The 15,589-nt window shown below is 72.7% G+C and carries 15 protein-coding genes and 1 pseudogene; 8 read left to right on the top strand and 8 right to left on the bottom strand.

Annotated elements, in window-relative coordinates; all coding sequences use genetic code 11:
• The 3 genes and pseudogenes from ACFY3L_RS37555 to ACFY3L_RS37545 all read right to left on the bottom strand — a co-directional run.
• A pseudogene (locus ACFY3L_RS37555) lies at positions 1-315 on the bottom strand (hypothetical protein); the annotation flags it as partial.
• Positions 312-1,178 (bottom strand): carbohydrate ABC transporter permease, encoded by an 867-nt coding sequence (locus ACFY3L_RS37550; protein WP_389335448.1) that lies wholly within the window; start codon positions 1,176-1,178, stop codon positions 312-314. The pseudogene ACFY3L_RS37555 and the gene ACFY3L_RS37550, both read right to left, overlap by 4 nt.
• The gene (locus tag ACFY3L_RS37545) at positions 1,175-1,978 is read right to left on the bottom strand and encodes an IclR family transcriptional regulator (protein WP_389335445.1); all 804 of its coding nucleotides are present in this window, start codon (positions 1,976-1,978) and stop codon (positions 1,175-1,177) included. The genes ACFY3L_RS37550 and ACFY3L_RS37545 overlap by 4 nt, the downstream gene beginning before the upstream one ends.
• A gap of 100 nt (positions 1,979-2,078) precedes the next feature.
• Between ACFY3L_RS37545 and ACFY3L_RS37540 the strand changes: the two genes are divergently transcribed.
• The 5 genes from ACFY3L_RS37540 to ACFY3L_RS37520 all read left to right on the top strand — a co-directional run bounded on the left by ACFY3L_RS37540 (position 2,079) and on the right by ACFY3L_RS37520 (position 7,477).
• Positions 2,079-3,209 carry a mandelate racemase/muconate lactonizing enzyme family protein gene (locus ACFY3L_RS37540; protein WP_389335442.1) on the top strand — a complete coding sequence of 377 codons (1,131 nt, stop codon included), beginning with the start codon at positions 2,079-2,081 and terminating at the stop codon, positions 3,207-3,209.
• A 149-nt stretch (positions 3,210-3,358) separates the two neighbouring features.
• Entirely contained in the window at positions 3,359-4,267 is a 909-nt protein-coding gene (locus tag ACFY3L_RS37535) for a dihydrodipicolinate synthase family protein (protein ID WP_389335439.1), read from the top strand.
• Positions 4,268-4,364: 97 nt separating this feature from the next.
• Complete coding sequence (locus ACFY3L_RS37530) at positions 4,365-5,078, top strand: SDR family NAD(P)-dependent oxidoreductase (protein ID WP_389335436.1); 714 nt, start codon at positions 4,365-4,367, stop codon at positions 5,076-5,078.
• Between the two features lie 55 nt (positions 5,079-5,133).
• Positions 5,134-6,057, top strand: coding sequence for a sugar kinase (locus ACFY3L_RS37525; RefSeq protein WP_389335433.1), 924 nt, complete (start codon positions 5,134-5,136; stop codon positions 6,055-6,057).
• Positions 6,058-6,187: 130 nt separating this feature from the next.
• Positions 6,188-7,477, top strand: a complete 1,290-nt coding sequence (locus ACFY3L_RS37520) for a methyl-accepting chemotaxis protein (protein WP_389335430.1) — start codon at positions 6,188-6,190, stop codon at positions 7,475-7,477.
• A 346-nt stretch (positions 7,478-7,823) separates the two neighbouring features.
• Here ACFY3L_RS37520 and ACFY3L_RS37515 read toward each other — a convergent pair whose 3' ends face one another.
• The 4 genes from ACFY3L_RS37515 to ACFY3L_RS37500 form a co-directional block, all read right to left on the bottom strand.
• Positions 7,824-8,969 carry an MFS transporter gene (locus ACFY3L_RS37515; RefSeq protein WP_389335427.1) on the bottom strand — a complete coding sequence of 382 codons (1,146 nt, stop codon included), beginning with the start codon at positions 8,967-8,969 and terminating at the stop codon, positions 7,824-7,826.
• 71 nt (positions 8,970-9,040) lie between these two features.
• On the bottom strand, positions 9,041-9,844 hold the full coding sequence (locus tag ACFY3L_RS37510; RefSeq protein WP_389335488.1) for a YhjD/YihY/BrkB family envelope integrity protein: 804 nt from the start codon (positions 9,842-9,844) through the stop codon (positions 9,041-9,043).
• Between the two features lie 272 nt (positions 9,845-10,116).
• The gene (locus ACFY3L_RS37505) at positions 10,117-11,958 is read right to left on the bottom strand and encodes an anthranilate synthase family protein (RefSeq protein ID WP_389335424.1); all 1,842 of its coding nucleotides are present in this window, start codon (positions 11,956-11,958) and stop codon (positions 10,117-10,119) included.
• A gap of 237 nt (positions 11,959-12,195) precedes the next feature.
• A complete protein-coding gene (locus tag ACFY3L_RS37500; RefSeq protein ID WP_389335421.1) occupies positions 12,196-13,170 on the bottom strand; it encodes an aldo/keto reductase in 975 nt (324 codons plus the stop codon).
• A 64-nt stretch (positions 13,171-13,234) separates the two neighbouring features.
• On the opposite strand from ACFY3L_RS37500, the gene ACFY3L_RS37495 reads away from it, so the two are divergent.
• Positions 13,235-13,624 (top strand): MerR family transcriptional regulator, encoded by a 390-nt coding sequence (locus ACFY3L_RS37495; RefSeq protein WP_389335418.1) that lies wholly within the window; start codon positions 13,235-13,237, stop codon positions 13,622-13,624.
• Here the strand turns inward: ACFY3L_RS37495 and ACFY3L_RS37490 are convergent.
• Positions 13,579-14,394, bottom strand: a complete 816-nt coding sequence (locus tag ACFY3L_RS37490; protein WP_389335415.1) for a hypothetical protein — start codon at positions 14,392-14,394, stop codon at positions 13,579-13,581. The two genes, ACFY3L_RS37495 and ACFY3L_RS37490, sit on opposite strands and share 46 nt — an antisense overlap.
• An 87-nt stretch (positions 14,395-14,481) precedes the next feature.
• Between ACFY3L_RS37490 and ACFY3L_RS37485 the strand changes: the two genes are divergently transcribed.
• The gene (locus ACFY3L_RS37485; RefSeq protein ID WP_389335412.1) at positions 14,482-15,141 is read left to right on the top strand and encodes a copper resistance protein CopC; all 660 of its coding nucleotides are present in this window, start codon (positions 14,482-14,484) and stop codon (positions 15,139-15,141) included.
• A gap of 36 nt (positions 15,142-15,177) precedes the next feature.
• Positions 15,178-15,567: a response regulator gene (locus ACFY3L_RS37480; protein ID WP_389335409.1), complete on the top strand. Its 390-nt coding sequence runs from the start codon at positions 15,178-15,180 to the stop codon at positions 15,565-15,567.
• Positions 15,568-15,589: the final 22 nt, after the last annotated feature.

Genomic DNA, 15,589 nt, shown 5'->3' with positions numbered 1-15,589 from the left:
GACCGTGAGCACGGCGGTCACGGTGGACACGATGAGGCTGTTGGTGAGGTACCGCAGGAGCTTCGCGTTGTCGAGGATGGCGGTGAAGTGCTCGAAGGTGATCCGGTCGGGGACGAAGTGCGGCGGGAACCGGAACACGTCGTGCGTCGGGGTGAGGGCGGTGACGAGCACCCAGTACACGGGCCCGAACGCGAAGATGCCGATCAGTGCGACCGTGGTGGCAGGGCCGAACAGCCGGCCTGCACGGCGCTTGCGGACCACGTCCTTCGGCGGGACGACCGCCGGCGAACTCTTGACCAGCGTCGGCGCGCTCATGCCGGCTCACCCCGCTCGGAGACCCGCACGTAGACCACGACGAGGGCGAGGATGAGCACCAGCCACAGGGCACCGAGCGCGCTCGCCTGGCCGAGGTCGAAGGCCTTGAACGCGGTGTCGTACACGGCGACGGCGAACGTGGTGGTCGAGCCGGCCGGTCCGCCGTTGGTGAGCACGTAGATCATGTCGAAGTGCTGCAGGTTCCAGATGACCTCCAGCAGCACGACGATGCCGAGGATCCCGCGCAGGTGCGGCAGCGTCACGTGCCAGAACCGGTTGACCGCTCCGGCGCCGTCGAGCGCCGCGGCCTCGTGCAGCGCCGCCGGGACGGTCTGCAGCCCGGCGAGCAGCATCACCATGATCCACGGGAAGCTCGCCCAGCTCTTGGCCACGATGACGGCGGCCATCGCGGTGCCCGGGCTGCCGAGCCAGACGATCGGCTCGTCGATCAGGTGCAGCTGGACGAGCAGCCCGTTGAGCAGGCCGTAGTTCGCGTTGAAGATCCACATCCAGACGAACGACACGACGACGCCGGGGATGACCCAGGGCATCAGGAACAGCCCGCGCAGCACCGCCCGGCCCTTGAGTCGCGTGTTGAGCGCCAGGGCGAGGGCGAAGCCGATGACGACGGGCACGACGGTCGAGCCGACGGTGAAGACGACCGTGTGCTCCAGGACCGGCCAGAAGTTGCGCTCCAGCACCTCGGAGAAGTTGCCGAAGCCGGCGAAGGAGCGGCCCGGCAGCACCAGGCTCTGGTTGAACAGGCTGGTGGACAGCGACCCGATCAACGGATACAGCACGACCGCGCCGAGCAGCGCGAGCGCCGGCAGGGTCAGCAGGAACCCGAACGTCCGGTCCTTCACAGCGAAACCGCGCTCGGGTGGTGCGCCGGCCCGACATAGCCGAGGCCGATGCTGATCGAGTCGGCCGCCTCGATGACCATCCGCGACAACGCGACCTCGCGATTCTGCAAGTCGATTGCGGAGAGCGGGCCGGACACCGACAGCGCGGCGACGACGGTGCCGGCGCCGTCGCGGATCGGGGCGGCGACGCAGGCGCGGCCCAGTGCCAGCTCCTCCAGCTCCGAGCCGTAGCCGCGGGCGGCGGTCAGCTCGAGCTCGGCGTCGAGCTTCTCGTGGGTGGTGATCGTGCGGGGGGTGTAGCCGACCAGGGCGCTCGGTGGCAGCAGCCCGCGCCGCTCGACCGGCGTGAGGCCGGTCAGCAGCGACTTGCCCAGGCCCGTGGCGTGCAGCGGGTTGCGCTGCCCGGCGAGCACGAACGACCGCGGCGCCTGCCGGCCCTCGAAGTTGAGCAGGTAGAAGAGGCTGGCGTCACGGCGGACCGCGACGTTGACGCCGAGGCCCAGGTCGGCTGCCAGGTTCTGGGCGATCTGGCGCGCCTCGCGGTGCACGGGGTGGCTGTTGAGCACGGCGCCACCGAGGCTGACCGTGTCCAGGCCGAGCCGGTAGAGCCCGCTGACCGGGTCGCGGTCGACGAAGCCGGCCGCCTCCAGGGTTGCGAGCAGGCGCGACGCGGTGGAGAGTCCAAGGTCTGCGAGTTTGGCGACGTCGGAGACGCGCAGCTCGGAGCGGCCGGCCGTGAAGACCCGCAGCACCGTCAGCGCCCGCTCGACGCTCTGGTTGCTTCCGACATCCGAAGCCATCAGGACCCTCTCTGGAAGTTGCTTGCGTGATACGGCAAGATATCCCGCATGCTGCAAGTGGTCAACCGCACAGCGGGGGTGCCCCGTGAGGATCGTTGACGTGACGACCTTCCCGCTCAAGCTGCGCGGGGAGGACGTCTACCTGGGCGCCGCCACGCGCTCGAATCCCGAAGAATCCGACTATTACCTCCGGCCGCCGTGGCGCAGCCTGTACTCGGATCGTTACGAGACGCTGCTCGTCAGGATCACGTGCGACGACGGCACGGAGGGCTGGGGCGAGGCCCTCGCACCCGTCGGGCCCGAGATCGTGCAGGCGATCGTCGACCGGCTGCTGGCGCCCGCGCTGCTGAAGCAGGACCCGCGGCGGGTCCGGCCGATGTGGACCAGGCTCACCGGCCTCATGCGGGAGCGCGGCCACCTCGTCGGCCATCAGGCGGACGCGCTGGCGGCGGTGGACATCGCCCTGTGGGACCTGGCCGGCAAGGCGGCAGGGCTGCCCGTGCACGCGCTGCTCGGCGGGGCGTACCGCGACACCGTGCCGACCTACGTCTCGGGCCTGCCCGTCGCGACAGACGCCGAGCGGGCCGCGCTCGCCCGCAATTGGATTGCACAGGGTGCAACCTCGGTGAAGCTCCACCTCGGCCGTGGGGTGGAGGAAGACCTTGCCACGTTCGACGCGGTCGCCGCGACCGGGATGCGGGTCGCCGTCGACGCGCACTGGGCCTACGACCTCGCCGACGCGCTGCGCCTCGGCAAGGCCCTCGACGCGCGCGGCGCCTGGTTCCTGGAGGCGCCCCTCGCCCCCGAGGACGTAGACGGCCACCAGGAGCTCGCGGCCGCGCTCGTCACCCCCGTCGCCGTCGGCGAGACGCTGCGCAACCGGTTCGAGTTCAGGCTGTGGCTGCAGGAGCGGGCCCTCGACCTCGCGCAGCCAGACGTCGGCCGCACCGGCATCACCGAGGCGATGGCCATCGCGGAGATCGCCTCCGTGCACCACGTTCCGGTGGCGCCGCACCACTCCGTCGGGCTCGGCGTCGTCCTCGCCGCCGGCATCCACGTCGCCGCCGCGATCGAGGCGATGCCGGTCTTCGAGTTCCAGCCCGGCCCGTTCCCCGTCGCCAACCGCATCCTCACCCGGCCGCTGACCGGCGGACCCGGGTCGTTCCACCTGCCGACCGCGCCGGGCCTCGGCGTCGACGTCGACATCACCGCCCTTCTGGAGGACCAATGAGTGGCCAGCGAAGCGGCTCGGGCCGCTCATCAGCAAGCACAGATTCAGCTCACGACGACGCCGCAGGCGGCGCAATGAGTGGCCAGCGAAGCGGCTCGGGCCGCTCATCAGCAAGCACGGATTCAGCTCACGACGCCGCAGGCGGCGTCGTGAGCCGCTCCACCGACGTGCGCGGGCTGATTCCCGTGCTCGCCACGCCGTTCCACCCCGACGGCTCCTTGGACACGTCCAGCCTGCGCCGGCTCGTCGAGTTCTCCGCCGCCGCGGGCGTGGACGGCGTGGCCGTGTTCGGCTTCGCCAGCGAGGGCTTCACGCTGACCACGGCCGAGCGGGCCGCCGTTCTCGCGGTGGTACGAGCGGCGCTGGGCCCGACGGCGCCGATCGTCGCCGGTGTGTCGGCGACCGGCACGGGCGACGCGATCGACCAGTGCCGTGCCGCGGCGGACGCCGGTGCCAGCGTGGCGATGCTGATCCCGCCGTTCATGGTGAAGCCGTCCCCGGCCCAGATCGTCGACTTCTACGGCGCGGTGGCCGCGGCCGGAGGGCTCTCGGTGATGGTGCAGGACGCGCCCGCCTCCACCGGGGTCAACCTGCCCGTGCCGCTCATCGTCGAGCTGTCGAAGCTCGACGGCGTCGACTCGGTGAAGGTCGAGACCCAGCCGACCGTCCCGAAGGTCGGCGCCGTCATCGACGCGACCGCCGCCGACTTCCTGGTCCTCGGCGGCCAGAACGCGCTGTTTGTCCTCGAGGAGTACGCCCGCGGCGCCGTCGGCACCATGCCCGCAAGCGAGTTCCCGGACCTGCTCGTCCCGGTCCTCCGCGCGTACCAGGAGGGGTCGCTCCGGGAGGCGCGGGAAGGGTTCAACCGGCTGCTGCCGCTGATCCGCTTCGGGCTGCAGCCGGGGATCGCCTGGTCGATCCACAAGCACGTGCTGCACCGGCGGGGCGTCATCGACTCCACGACGGTCCGCGCGCCCGCGGTGGACGCCGACCCGGCGACCCTGGCCGCGCTGGACGTGATCCTGGACGACCTCGGCCTGTCAGGGCCGGCCCGGTGAGCGGCGTGCCGGACGTGTCCCCGGACGGCCTCGGCCCTGTGGTCCGAGGCGTGCCTGGCCTGCTCCCGGGCGGCCTCCGCCGGTCCGGGAGCGCCCGGTGAGGGGCGTGCTGGTGATCGGGGCGACCTCACCGATCGGGCTGGCGATCGGGCGGGCCTTCGCCGGCGACCGGGTCGCCGCGGCCGCCCTGGACACCACCGAGGATCCGGCGTTCGAGGCGAGCTGGGCGGCCGACTGCTCAACCCCCGGCGGCGCGGCGGACGTGGTCGGCCGCGCCGTGGACCTGTTCGGCCGGCTCGACGTGCTCGTCCTCGCCGCCGCGGTCATGCCGGTCGCGGCCGCCGAGACCCAGACCGACGACCAGTGGCGCGCCGCGATCGACGTGACGCTCTCGGGCGCCTTCTACGCCTGCCGGGCGGCGCTGCCGCACCTGCCTTCCGGCGGCAGCATCGTCGCGGTCACCTCCGTGAACAGCTTCCTCGCCGCCCCCGGCCTGCCCTCGTACGCTGCGGCGAAGGCGGGCCTGGACGGCCTGGTGCGCCAGCTCGCCCTCGAGTACGGCCCGCGCGGCATCCGCGTCAACGCGGTCGCGCCGGGCCTCATCGGTGGCGACGACCTCCCCGCCGCCGCCGAGGGCTACCCGCTGCGCCGCGTCGGCCGGCCCGAGGAGGTGGCGGCCGCGGTGGCGTTCCTGGCCTCGCCGGCCGCCGGGTTCGTCACGGGCGCCTGTCTTCCCGTCGACGGCGGACTGTCGATCGCCTCCCCGGCCGCCTTCCTGCGCCCCGACCTCCGTGCGAGGTGGCTCCCGTGACCGCCGTTTCCGGCCGTCCTTTCCGGGGTGCGGGCGCTCGTGGTGGGCGGGTCAGGTGAGCGGGCTGATCGTGGGGCTCGGCGAGGCGATGGTGCTCTTCCAGCCCGCCGACCTCCTCCCGCTGGAGGAGTGTGCGACGGCGTCGGTACACGTGGCCGGCGCCGAGCTGAACCTGCTCGCCGCGGCGGCCAGGGCCGGGGCCCGGGCGGCGTTCTGCAGCAGGGTCGGCGACGATCCGTTCGGGCGGCGGGTCGTGGCGGCCGCGGAAGGGCTCGGCGTCGCCGCCGGTCTCGTCGCCGTCGACGGCACCCGGCCGACGGGCGTGTTCGTGAAGGACGTCCGGCCCGACGGTGCGCGGCGGGTCCACTACTACCGGGCCGGTTCGGCGGCGTCCGCCCTCGACGAGGCCGACGCCGACCGGGCCCTGGCCGCCGGGCCCGACCTGGTCGCGGTGTCCGGGCTGACCGCCGCGCTCGGCGACGGGCCACGGCGGGCGGTGCTGCGGCTGGCCCGCGAGGCGCACGCGCGGGGCATCCCGGTCGCCGTCGACCCGAACCTGCGGCCCGGGCTGGACGCGGCCGGTGTCGTGACCGCGTTGCTGCCGCTGACGGCGTACCTCCTCCTCGGGATGGACGAGGCGGTGCCCCTCTTCGGCACGGACGACCCCGGGGAGGTCTTCGCGCGGGCCAAGGCCGGCGGCGTGCGGGAGGTGGTGCTGAAGGCCGGCGCCGACGGCTGCTGGCACGACGGCGACACACCGGCGCACCTGCCGACCGCGGCGGTCCGGGTGGTCGACCCCGTCGGGGCCGGGGACGCGTTCGCGGGCGCCTACCTCGCCGCCCGCCTCGCCGGGACCGGGCCGCGCGGCGCGGCGCTGCTGGGCACCCGGTTCGCGGCCAGGGTGGTGGCGTCGGCCGGCGACACCGAAGGGCTGCCGGCTCCCGCTGAGGTCGCAGCGATGCTCGCGGAGGCCGGATGACCCTCGCACTCCGCGGCGGGGCTCATCCTCCTGGCGAACGACCTTCAGATCCGCGTCGGGAGGCCGATGGACCGTTGAGTCCTCCATAAGGACCACAGGAGTCGGCTGTCCAGAAGGGGCGTCACACGTCATGCCCGGAGTGCTCGCCTGGCTCATGCCGAAGGTCCGCCTCAGCGACGCGGCCTTCCAGTCGCGGCACCGGGCGCTGCGACTGGTGCTGGCGCTGCACCTGCCGGTGCTCGTCGTCATCAGCCTCGTCAACGGGCACACCGTCATCGGCGCGCACGCGCACGGGAACGCATGGCTCGTCTGGTCGGCGAACGCGGGCGTGCTGATCTGCGCGATCGCCGGCGGCGTCGCCCGCGGCAGGCGCGGCTCGGCGGTCGCCGTGTCGACGGGCCTCGTGCTCGCCTCCGCGGCGCTCGTCCACGCCAGCAACGGCCTCACCGACCTGCACTTCCACTTCTTCGTCGTGGTCGGGCTGGTCAGCCTGTACCAGGACTGGGTCACGCTGCTCGTCACCGTCTTGCTGGTCGCCGCGCACCACCTCCTCGTGGCCGCGACCATGCCGGACATGCTGTTCAGCAGCCCGCAGGCGCGCGACCACCCGATCCCGTTCGTGCTGCTGCACGCGGGGTTCGTCGTCGCGATGTGCCTGACGCAGCTGGTGTACTGGAGGTTCGCCGCCAACGCGGAGGCCGAGGTCGACACCGAGCGGGCGCGCGTCGCCGCGGATAACCAGACGGCGCTGCGGGCCGCCGCCGACGACGCCACCCGGCGCGAGGAGGCGGCCGCGAGCAACGCCGCGGAGCAGGTGGCGCACAGCGAACGCCTCGGCCGGCGGCTGGAGACCGTCCTCGCCGACGTCGCCGACGCCGGTGTGCAGCTCGGCGCCGAGGCGGGCGCGGCGATGGAGTCGTTCGAGCAGAAACTGGCGGGGATGACCGGTGCCGTACGGGACGCCGTCACCGACGTCGAGGCCGCGCTCAGCGACTCCAACCACGCGCGCACGGTCATCGACGAGCTGGAGACCGCGATCGCCGACATCGCCACCGTCGCCGGCCTCATCCAGGCGGTCGCGGACCAGACGAAGCTGCTCGCCCTGAACGCGACGATCGAGGCCGCCCGCGCCGGCGAGGCCGGGAAGGGCTTCGGCGTGGTCGCCAACGAGGTCAAGGAGCTGGCCGCGCAGACCGCCGCCGCGACCGCCCGGATCGAGACGACCGTCGGTCAGGTCACCGCCGGCGCTCTCGCGGCGGCGAACGCGGTCGGTGGGGTCGCGGACCGGCTCGGCTCGGTCGCCGCCGCCCAGCGCGAGGTCGAGGCGTCGCTGCACGAGCAGACGAGCCTCGCGGCCGCCACCCGCGGCTCGGTCGCGACCGCCGCGGAGAAAGTCAGCGCCACCGCCCACCAGCCTTGACGCTCGCCGCGGCCCGTTCCGCGTGCCTCGGCAGCGCTTTGCACCACGACCGCACGACCTCCACCGGATCCCGGCGACCCAGGAGCACGGCCCCCCGATGCGCGGGAACACGACGGTGCGCGGGAACACGACGCCGGAGCAGGGTCCGGAAGCAGCTGCCCGAACGCGGGAGGCCGAACGCAGGTGCCCGAACACGGGAGGCCAAACGCGGGAGGCCAAACGCGGGAGGCCGGAAGCAGGAGACCACGCGCAGGTGCCCGAAAGCGGCTGCACAAAAGCAGGAGGCCAGAAGCAGGAGGCCAGAAGCAGAAGGTCCAGAAGCAGAAGGCCAGAAGCAGGAGGCCGGTCAGCTGGTGGCTGGGGCCGGGACCGCGGCGGCGGAGGTCGGTGCCTTCGTGCGGAAGGCGGGGGCGAGCGCGACGATGCCCGCGGCGAGGACCGCCGGCACGACGAAGGCCAGGCGCAGGGACGCGCTCTCCGCGACCGCGCCGATCAGGCCGGCGCCGACGACGAAGCCGATGTAGTTGAACAGGTTGACGCGGGCGATGGCGACGCCGGTCCCGGCCGGGTCGAGGCGGCCGGCGGCGGAGAAGGACTGGGGGACGACGAGCGACAGGCCGATGCCGACGACGGCGAAGCCGGCGATGCCCATCGCCGATGACTGGGAGGCGGCGACGAGGCCCAGTCCCAGGCCGCCGACCACGCCCCCGGCGGCGACGACGCCGACGGGGCCGAAGCGGCGCACGATGAGGTCGCCGGCGGTGCGGCCGACGAGCATGGTCGCCTGGTAGGCGGCGAGGCCGAGGGCGGCGACGCTGGTGCTGGCGGAGAACGCGTGGTCGAGGAAGACCGTGCTCCAGTTGGAGACGGCGGAGTCGGCGATGAACATGAGCATCATCGCGATACCGACGAGGATGACGGGGCGCCACGGGACGGCGGTGTCGGCACCCGGCGGCACGTCCGCGACCTCCTCCGCGCGGCGTAGCTGCCAGGGGCCCGCGGCGATGGCCAGCAGCGCGCCGACAGCCGCGACGGCGGCGAGCGACGCGGCGATCGACCAGCCGAGGCGGGACGTGCCGGCGGTGGCGAGCGCGCCGAGGATGGCGCCGACGCTCCAGACGGCGTGGAACGAGTTGAGGACGGGGCGGCCGTACCGGCGCTCGACGCTGACGCCCTGCATGTTCATTGTGGCGTCGACGAACCCGAGCATGAGGCCGACGAAGGCGAGGGCCAGGTACAGCTGCCAGGCCTGGCCCGCGAGGCCGACGGCGGTGATGGCGAGGGCGACGCCGGGGCCGCCGGCGCGCAGCACGGGCGAGCTGCCGAAGCGGGCGGACAGCAGGCCGGCAACGACGCTGCCGACACCGGCGACGACCGGGACGGCGAGCAGGACCAGGGAGAGCTCGCCGTCGGAGAAGCCGAACTTCTCCTGCAGAACGCCGACCTGGGTCAGCAGGGCGGCGAAGCAGAAGCCCTGGACCAGGTACGCCACGGCGACGCTGAGTCTTGCCCGGCGGTCCCGCATTCCGGCCCCCAATGGTGAGAATTCCTCGGAAGCATCGTTCACGAGGCGGCGGAGCGCAAGGCCCACCAGCGGGCGGCCTGGAGGGTCGCGCCGTATCCGATGAGTGTCAGCAGGTGGAACAGGTACAGCCACAGCAGCACGGCGACGATCGCGCCGACCGCGTCCAGGCCGCCGAAGGGTGCGCCGAGGTCGAGGGGCAGCGACCAGAACAGCACGAACCCGTGCGCGAAGCCCGAGACGTTCGCCGCCGTGAACGAGCCGACCACGACCGTCGGCGCCCAGGCGGGGCTCGGTGGGGCGCACCAGCGGTACACCATGACGAACACCGGGCTGAGCGTGAGCCACGTGGCGAGGAACGACGCGACGACCGCCGTGACGCTCGACCATCCGCCGTCCTGCAAGCGACGTGCAGCGCCGGGCAGCACGAGGAGGAGGCCGAGCAGCAACGCCGGCGCGGCGGCGAGGACGGGCAGGATGAGCAGCCGGCCGCGCCAGCCCGCGGGCGAGCCGGACTTGGCGAGGGAGACGAACGCGCGGCGGAGGCCTTCGCCGTACCAGGTGGCGGGGACGAGCGCGATCAGGGTCAGCGGCCACGACATGCGCAGCCCGGCGTCGACGAGCACGGCGGTGGCGCGGCCGGCGCCGAGACGGTCGGGCATGGCGGCGATGACCGGCCCGGCCAGCTCGCGGAACCGCCCGGCGCCGGCGACGAGCCCGGCGAGCTTGATGGTCAGGAGCGCGACGGGCACGACGGCGATGGCGCCGTAGAACGTGACGGCGCCCGCGTGCAGGTTGAGGTCCCGGCCGCGGAAGAAGCGCAGGACCACCCGCACCGCACGCATCACGACCGCACGGTACCCACCGCGCACCCCCGCGACACGCACCGACCCGACGCGCCACGACAGCGCCGAAAGACGGAGCCCAGAAGACGGAGCCCGGAAGACGGAGGCCACCGGAAGACGGAGCCCAGAAGACGGAGCCCAGAAGACGGAGGGCGGAAGGCGAAGGGCAGTGGGAGGCGGGCGTGGGGCACGGGGCGGCGCGGGGTGAGGGCGGCGGGGGCCGGCGGCGTGCGGAGAGAAGGCACGGCCGCCGGCACGGAAGGGTGGCGCGGTTACGAGACGGCGGGGGCCGGCAGGAGCGTGGTGAGCATGCCGCGCAGGAGGTCGATGCCGTCGTAGCTCAGCACCGACTCGGGGTGGAACTGGACGCCGGCGAAGGTGGGGCCGCGCAGCGCGTGGACGTCGCCGTTGGCAGGGTCGCGGGACAGCTCCACCTCGCCGTAGGCGCTGCTGAAACGGTCGTGCGGATGGGTGGCGGTGAAGGTGGAGTAGAAGCCGACGGTCGTGGGGCGGCCGAAGAACACGATGTCGCGCTGCATGCCCTGATACGGGTTGGCCTTGCGGCGCAGGGGCAGGCCGAGCAGGCCCGACAGCAGCTGGTGGCCGAGGCACACGGCGAGCGTCGGCGTGCCGGAATCGAGCAGCTGAGCGGCGACGGCCCGCATGGCGGCCATCTTCGGGTCCTCGACGCGCCGCGGGTCGCCCGGGCTGGGGCCGAGCACGACGAGGTCGTAGCCGTCCAGCGAGGTGACCGCGGTGTACTTCTGCAGGACGACGTCCAGGCCGAGGATTCGCAACTGGTGGTGCAGCATGCCGGTGAAGGTGTCTTCCGCGTCGACGATGAGGACCCGGCGGCCGGTGAGCCCGGGTGTCGTCAGCGACCGCGTGTGGTGGTCCTGCAGCCAGAAGGGCGCGAGGGTGGCGTTGCGGGCGACGAGCGCGCCCTGCACGGCGGGGTCGGCGGCGAGCAGCGGCGGGGCCGGGACGGGACCGGACGCCGGAGCAGCGCCCAGGCCGAGCGCGGTGAGCACGCCGGCGGCCTTCGTGTGCGTCTCGCGCACCTCACCTGCCGGGGTCGAGTGCCGCACGAGCGTGGCGCCGACCGGCACTCGCAGGCGGCCGTTCGAGGAGATCTCGGCGGTGCGGATGAGGATGGGCGCGTCCAGGGTCTGCCGGCCGGCCTCGTCGGAGCCGATGAGGGCGAGCACGGCACCGTAGTAGCCGCGGCCGCGGCGCTCGTGGCGGGCGACAACCCGGCACGCGTTCTCGATCGGGCTGCCGACGACGGTCGGCGCGAACATCGTCTCCCGCAGCACGTCCCGCACGTCCAGTGCGCTGCGGCCGGCGAGGAGGTACTCCGTGTGGACGAGGTGCGCCATCTCCTTCAGGTACGGGCCGATGACCTGCCCGCCCTCGGTCGCGACGGTCGCCATCATCTTGAGCTCCTCGTCCAGGACCATGGACAGCTCGTCGATCTCCTTGCGGTCGGCGAGGAACCGCAGCACCGCCTCCTTGTCGGGCACGCCGCCGGGGTGCCGGAAGGTGCCGCTGATCGGGTTCATCATGACCAGGCCGTCCTCGACGCTGACGTGCCGCTCCGGGGTGGCGCCGACGAGCGTGCGCTCGCCGGTGTGCACGAGGAACGTCCAGTACGCGCCGCGCTCGCGTTCGAGGAGCCGCCGGTACACGGCGAGGGCGGCGGCGACCGGGTCACCGTCGACGTCGGCGGTGAAGACGCGGTGGATGACGAAGTTGGAGCCCTCGCCGCGGCCGATCTCGTCGCGGAGCACCTCGGAGACGATCGAGGCGTACTCGTCGTCGGACACGTCGAACCCGCCGTCGCGCAGCGACACCGGCCCGGCCGGCAGTACAGCGAGAACATCGGACACCGGGCAGGACGAGCGGGAGGAGATGCGCAGCACGGACAGCGGCGTGCCGTCGTCGACGCACTCGAAGCCGCGCTCGCGGACCTGCCGGAACGGCACCAGCGAGAGGGACTCCGACGGGATGTCGGCGAGGGACTCGACGGTCTCGACGGTGCCGGCGAGCACCTCGACGACGTCGCGGCCTTCGCGGCGCAGCAGGGCGAACGGGCGGTTCAGGTCGGGCAGCATGCGGGTCGTCCCTCTCAGGTCTGGCCGGCGGTCCGGGCGGCCGGCCCCCTGCTGGGAGGGAACGAAAAAGCGACCGCCGGATCGGCGGCCGCGGATGTGGGTGTCACGCGGGAGTGGGCCGCCTTGTCAGGCGGGCCACCAGCATCGGTTCAGGAACGCGGACACGCAGAAGACGATACGACGAACTCCCGGGCGGCGCCAGCACCTCCCCGCAAAACGCCACCCAGGAAGAAGTCGTCAGCGGTTCAGCGACCCCATCGTCGCCTCTGGATACCTCGTGCCGACGACATCCCGCGCGATGGAGAGCTTCTCGATCGCGGCGAGGTCGTCCGCCGTCAGGGTGACGTCGAGCGCGGCCACGTTCTGCTCAAGGTACGAGCGCCGTTTGGTGCCCGGGATCGGCACGACGTCGTCGCCCTGGGCGAGGACCCAGGCGAGCGCGAGCTGCGCGGGGGTGACGCCCTTCGCGGCGGCCAGCGCGCGGACCTCGGTGACCAGGTCGAGGTTGCGCTGGAAGTTCTCGCCCTGGAAGCGGGGGCTGTACCGGCGGAAGTCCGCCGGGTCGAACTGCGACGGGTCGGTGATCTCGCCGGTCAGGAAGCCCCGGCCGAGCGGGCTGTAGGCGACGAGCCCGATGCCCAGCTCGCGGCACACACCGAGGATGCCGTCCTCCGGCTCCCGGCTCCACAGGGAGTACTCGTACTGCCCGGCGGTCACGGGGTGCACGGCGTGGGCGCGCCGCACCGTCGCGACCGAGGCCTCGGAGATGCCGAGGTGGCGGACCTTGCCGGCGGCGACGGCCTCGCTGAGCGCGCCCCAGGTGTCCTCGATCGGCACCCGGTCGTCGACGCGGTGCTGGTAGTACAGGTCGATGTGGTCGACGCCGAGGCGGGTGAGCGACGCGTCGAGGGCGGCCCGCACGTAGTCGGGGTGGCCGTTGATGCTGCGGCTGCCGCCGTCGCGCTGGATGCCGAACTTGGTCGCGAGGGTCACCTCGTCGCGGCGCCCGGCGATGGCGCGGCCGACGAGCCGCTCGTTGGTGAACGGGCCGTACATGTCAGCGGTGTCCAGGAACGTCACGCCGAGGTCGAGGGCGCGGTGGATGGTCGCGATGGACTCGGCGTCGTCACCCGGGCCGTAGAACTCGCTCATGCCCATGCAGCCGAGGCCGAGCGCCGACGTGGTCAGAGTGCCAAGGTTTCGCTGTCGCATGCCTCAACCCTCCCCCTTCGAGCGCGCTCGAAGTCAAACACCCGCACAGACCTAGAATCACGGCATGGAGTTCACCATCGCCGAGGTGGCCGAGCAGACCGGCCTGACCGCGCACACGCTGCGGTACTACGAGCGAGCCGGCCTCCTCGACCCGCCGGAGCGCGACTGGAACGGCCACCGCCGCTACTCCGAGCGCGACGTGGGGATGCTCGGGATCCTGACCCGCCTGCGGGCCACCGGCATGTCGATCGCCGGGATGCGCCGGTACGCGGAGCTGTGCCGGGTCGGCCCGGAGACGTTCGACGAGCGCCGCGAGCTCCTTGAAGCGCACCGCCGGGAGGTGCTGCGGCGGATCGCCGGCCTGCAGAGCGACCTGACCCTCATCGAGCACAAGATCAGCGTGTACGGTCAGGCACGGGCGCCGGAGCCGGTGCCGGACCTCGCCAGCCCGTAGAGGCAGACCAGCGCGGCCAGCACGAGCGGGACGCCGTCGCGGATGACGCCGTCGGCGCCGAGCAGCAGCCAGCACAGCGCCGGCTGCACGAGCAGCACGAAGACGCTGATCATGGCGAGCAGCACCCGCGCCCAGGCGTGCCCGAACATCATCGCGAAGCTGATCATCGACGCCACCAGGGCGACGACGATGCCGAGCACGAACCACGAGATGACCAGCGGCACGGCCGTCGAGCGCGGCAGCCGCGGCTCGCCCCACAGCGTCCCGGCGGCGATCAGGCACGGCACGCTCAGCAACGCCGAGTAGGACAGCGCGGCGACCCGGGCGGTCAGCGCCCACGGCGGGATCGGCCGCTTCGACGGCTTGCGGGTCAGGTGCGCGGCGATCGCCGGCGAGCGGTACAGCTGCCAGACCACGACCGTGCACAGCGTCAGGATGACGGCGAGCGCGGCGAGCACCTGCCACGGCGGCAGGTAGCCGCCCTCGCGGGGCTGGGCGAGCCGGGCCGAGGCGAACACGGTGGTGACCGCGAGGATCAACCCGAACGGCCGGGCGGTGAGCCGGCCCCAACGGATCTCCCGCATCAGGAACAGGAATCCGAGTGCGCGCAGCATCGCCCAGAACGTCCGCACCGCGAGCCCGAATCCGCCCTCGCTGGAGTATTCGAGGTTGACGAGGTCCGCGGCGAGCGTCATCACCGCGGTGAGCAGCACGATCCGGCGCAGCCGCCGGCTCGCCGGAGTCGGCGGCGGAGGCCGTTTGATTTGCACCAGTTCACGCCAACTGCCCTGCATGAAACGGCACGCTAACACCGTTGCCCGCACATTGCTGATGTCAATGCACTATCGTTTCCGCCCATGACCGGGCGATTCGTTGGTGTGGTCAGGCTCAGTACAGTGTTCGCCGCGATGATTGTCGGAATTCTTGGCATCCTGCCGATTCCGTCAATTGCAACCGCATATGCACCCCGTCTCACGCTCACGAGCAGCACGCCGGGCGCGGAGACACGTGTCGGCCACCTGCCGCAGGAGCTGCAGCTCGTCTTCAACGACAAGATCCTGGACGCCCAGGTGATGCTGACCGGCCCGGACGGCGCGGCCGTCAGCCTCGGCGCCGTCACCGTGCGGAACGAGACGGCCCGCATCACGCTCGGCGTCCCGGACGGCGCGCCCGGCAGCTACACCGTGTCCTACACGGCCACCGGGAACAACGGCACGGCCGGCAACGGCAGTTTCTCGTTCACCGTGACCACCGGCGCGAAGACCGGCACCTCCGCGAAGCCGACCCGCACCCCGACGTCGGCGCCGCCCGCCCCGCCGCCCGCGACCAGCGCGGGGGCCGCACCCGCCGACTTCCTGACGACCCAGGCGCAGCCACCGGCCGCCGCGCCGCAGTCGCCCGCCGGCCGGCCGGCCTGGTGGACCTACGCGGCCGTGCTGCTGGTGGTGGCATGTGTGCTGGTGGTGTTCCTCGGGTTCAGCCGCCGCCGGATCCGATCCAGCATCCCGGCGAAGTAAGGCAGATCAGGCACAGCCACGCCTTATCGTGAAGGCATGCTGGAGCACCTTCGCGTCCTCGTCGTCGACGACGAGCCGGACCTGTGCGAGATCGTCAAACGGGTGCTCAGCCGCGCCGGCGCCGAGGTCCTCACGGCGTCGGGGCTCGCCGGGGCCGAGCGTGTCTGCGTCGAGCACCCCGCCGCGATCGACCTGGCGATCACCGACCTGAAGCTCAATGACGGCTCCGGTGTGCAGGTGGCGGAGGTGGTACGGACGCACTGCCCCGACGCGTTGATCATGTACATGTCCGGCCTGCCCTACTTCGACGCCTCCGTCGTGGAGCTCGGGCCCGACGCGTCGGTGATCGCCAAGCCCTTCCGCGCCACCGAACTGGTCGACATGGTGCAGGTCGCCCTGATCCGGGCCGGACGGGTCGCGCCGTAGCGACACCCCTCAAGCGTTACCA

This window comes from Dactylosporangium sp. NPDC000521 (assembly GCF_042898305.1).
In the GTDB taxonomy this organism is placed as follows: domain Bacteria; phylum Actinomycetota; class Actinomycetes; order Mycobacteriales; family Micromonosporaceae; genus Dactylosporangium.
Note: the sequence above shows the minus strand (reverse complement) of the source record. Positions and strands in the feature narration are given on the sequence as shown.

Excerpts from the sequence above, each read along its gene's own strand:
- ACFY3L_RS37510 (WP_389335488.1), bottom strand. The coding sequence starts at position 9,844 with ATGCGTGCGGTGCGGGTGGTCCTGCGCTTCTTCCGCGGCCGGGACCTC.
- ACFY3L_RS37520 (WP_389335430.1), top strand. The coding sequence starts at position 6,188 with ATGCCCGGAGTGCTCGCCTGGCTCATGCCGAAGGTCCGCCTCAGCGAC.
- ACFY3L_RS37485 (WP_389335412.1), top strand. The coding sequence starts at position 14,482 with ATGACCGGGCGATTCGTTGGTGTGGTCAGGCTCAGTACAGTGTTCGCC.
- ACFY3L_RS37500 (WP_389335421.1), bottom strand. The coding sequence starts at position 13,170 with ATGCGACAGCGAAACCTTGGCACTCTGACCACGTCGGCGCTCGGCCTC.
- ACFY3L_RS37505 (WP_389335424.1), bottom strand. The coding sequence starts at position 11,958 with ATGCTGCCCGACCTGAACCGCCCGTTCGCCCTGCTGCGCCGCGAAGGC.
- ACFY3L_RS37495 (WP_389335418.1), top strand. The coding sequence starts at position 13,235 with ATGGAGTTCACCATCGCCGAGGTGGCCGAGCAGACCGGCCTGACCGCG.
- ACFY3L_RS37480 (WP_389335409.1), top strand. The coding sequence starts at position 15,178 with ATGCTGGAGCACCTTCGCGTCCTCGTCGTCGACGACGAGCCGGACCTG.
- ACFY3L_RS37545 (WP_389335445.1), bottom strand. The coding sequence starts at position 1,978 with ATGGCTTCGGATGTCGGAAGCAACCAGAGCGTCGAGCGGGCGCTGACG.